2 protein-coding genes and 2 pseudogenes are annotated in these 2,520 nt (G+C 59.3%); all 4 read left to right on the top strand.

Annotated features, from left to right (window positions below; genetic code table 11):
• Positions 1-77: pseudogene (locus tag AC1DX0_RS34445) on the top strand (cobalamin-binding protein); the annotation flags it as partial.
• 100 nt (positions 78-177) lie between these two features.
• Positions 178-1,287, top strand: a complete 1,110-nt coding sequence (locus AC1DX0_RS34440; protein ID WP_477358840.1) for a mandelate racemase/muconate lactonizing enzyme family protein — start codon at positions 178-180, stop codon at positions 1,285-1,287.
• A 167-nt stretch (positions 1,288-1,454) separates the two neighbouring features.
• Positions 1,455-1,934, top strand: a complete 480-nt coding sequence (locus AC1DX0_RS34435; RefSeq protein ID WP_477219159.1) for a DUF3828 domain-containing protein — start codon at positions 1,455-1,457, stop codon at positions 1,932-1,934.
• A gap of 299 nt (positions 1,935-2,233) precedes the next feature.
• Positions 2,234-2,520 (top strand): annotated as a pseudogene (locus tag AC1DX0_RS34430) (right-handed parallel beta-helix repeat-containing protein); the annotation flags it as partial.

Raw genomic sequence — 2,520 nt, 5'->3', positions numbered from 1 at the left:
CCTATTGCCGCGATGCCGCGGTGGCGGTCGAGACCGCCAAGGACTTCATGAAGCGCAAGCACAACGTCCGCGCTTGAGCACAACAGTTCGATCCAGCTTTGTGACCGAGAGCGCCGTCATGCACCGTGGTGGCAAGATGGCCAGAATCGCTTGGCTCGAAGGGAGCTAAGGCCCAATATGCGTATCGAGTCGATCAAAGTCTATCAGRTGYCTCTGCCTGTCAAAGGCGGTGCCTACMGSATGGCCAGCGATACCGTGCAGGATCTGGACAGCACGCTCGTTGAAGTGACCACCGAGGACGGRCTGTCWGGYTGGGGTGAGACTTGCCCGGTCGGCCCTGTYTATCAGCCCCAACATGCTCTGGGCGCGAGAGCGGCAATTGCCGAAATAGCGCCGGGGCTCGTTGGCGAGGACACTACGTCSATGCGCCGCCTCGCGAAGAGAATTGACGAGCGGTTGAACGGTCACAACTATGCCAAGGCAGCCTTGGACATAGCTCTCCTCGATCTTRCCGGCCAGCGGCTGGGCGTTCCGGTTTCAACACTTCTGGGCGGTGCGCTCACCGACCGTGTGCCGTCCTACTACTCGACTATTGTCGGTCCACCGGACGAGACTGCGCGCATTGCCGTCGACAAGGTCAAGGCCGGATACCCACGGCTTCAGATCAAGATTGGCGGACGGGATCTCGAACAGGACGTCGCCACCGTGCACAAGGTATGGGAAGCGGTTGGCTTCAAGGCTCGGATAGCCGTCGACGCCAATCGTGGCCTCACGGCCGCGGCGGCGCTGCACATCGATCGGCTTTGCCAGGCAATCCCGTTCGTGTTCGAACAGCCTTGTAACACCATGGAGGAAGTCGCGAGCCTCAAGGGACGCGTTACCCACCCGGTCTACCTCGACGAGAATACCGAGGATTTGAATGCCGTCCTGCGGGCAGTTTCTTCAGGTATCGCTGACGGATTCGGATTGAAGGTGACCCGCCTTGGCGGCCTCACCAGGATGGTCACGGTCCGCGACCTGTGTGCGATACGATCTCTTCCGCACAGTTGCGACGACGCCTGGGGTGGGGACGTCATCGCCGCGGCATGCGTGCACCTGGCCGCTACCGTCGAGCCGAGACGCTTTGAGGGCGCCTGGATCGCGCAGGAATACATCGAAGGGCATACCGATCCCGTAAATCCCATCGTCATCGAAAACGGGCATATACGCGTCCCCCAGATGCCAGGGCTTGGTGTCAAACCYGAGCGCTCCCGACTCAAAGCGCCGGTCGCGATTTTCGGAGGCTGAGGATCCTGTGATGCTCGCGGCGATTGTATCTGGCCAGTATCGTCGGCAATTGCGAACCTCCAGAACATCTGGCGGGGCATCTGAGGCTGGCGCCGCAGGGCTTCATGAGCCGCAAGAAAACCGATATGCAGGATGCGTGGTGTTGATTGCTTCACCGGAGATTCTGCATGAGACTGACAGTGCTCCTTGCCGCTCTTGCGACAGCCTTGCCCGCAACCGCCTTCGCCGGGCCGGCGTCCGACGCGGTGAAGTTCTTCTATGTTCCGGCGGTTAAGTTCGAGGCCGACGCACAATACCGGGATCGCTTCACCGAGCCGGTGACGAAATTGTTCGATCTCAACGATCAGGCGACCAAGAAGAATCCCGATCAGGTCGCCTGTATCGACTTCGACCCTGGTCTTGACGCGCAGGATTTCGACCAGAAAACGGTCTCCAAGACCCTGAAACTGTCCGAGACGGTGGATGGCGACACCGCGCAGGTGGTGGCGAACTTCAGCCTCTTTCCGGACGGCGACGATTCGCAACGCGAAATGCACTGGTCGCTGAAGAAGGTCGATGGCAAGTGGAAGGTATCGGACATTGCTTCGAAGACCAGCGCCTGGACGCTAAGCCAACTCGAATGCATGGCGGGCCAGGATCCGGAGTGACGCCATGGGCCTTGGCCGTTCCGGCGGGGGGGCGAATCGGCTGATTTATGTCGCTGCTTGCCATCCCTGGCGCGCCAAGCTTGCTAAATTTCGTGGAACGTCAAGCACTTCGACTGTAGTGTGAAGGCTATGTAACAAAGGCACGATGGCGGCTGCGTAGCTTGGCGGACCGCCGTTCATATGAGAAATTCAAATTGGTGATTCGGTTTTGACGTCACGTTGCTTTCGACGAGGCAACGCGCTAAACTTCCTCCGCTTGGTTGTGAACGATTATCTTGTTCCATTTAGGGGGAATGATCATGAAAATTCTAGGATACCTATTATCTTCGCTGCTTCTCGTGCTGGTGATGGCCGTGACTGCTACGCCGGCTTCCGCGCAGGCGACCCGGACATGGGTTTCAGGCGTTGGTGACGATGCCAATCCCTGCAGTCGCACGGCGCCGTGCAAGACCTTCGCTGGCGCGATCTCGAAGACCGCGGCCGGCGGCGAAATCAACTGCATCGATCCAGGTGGCTTCGGTGCGGTAACAATTACCAAGTCGATGACCATCGCTTGCGAGGATGTCGAGGCAGGTGTGTTGAACGC

This window comes from Mesorhizobium sp. P3_A9 (assembly GCF_056402975.1).
This window is presented reverse-complemented; position numbering and strand designations above follow the sequence as displayed.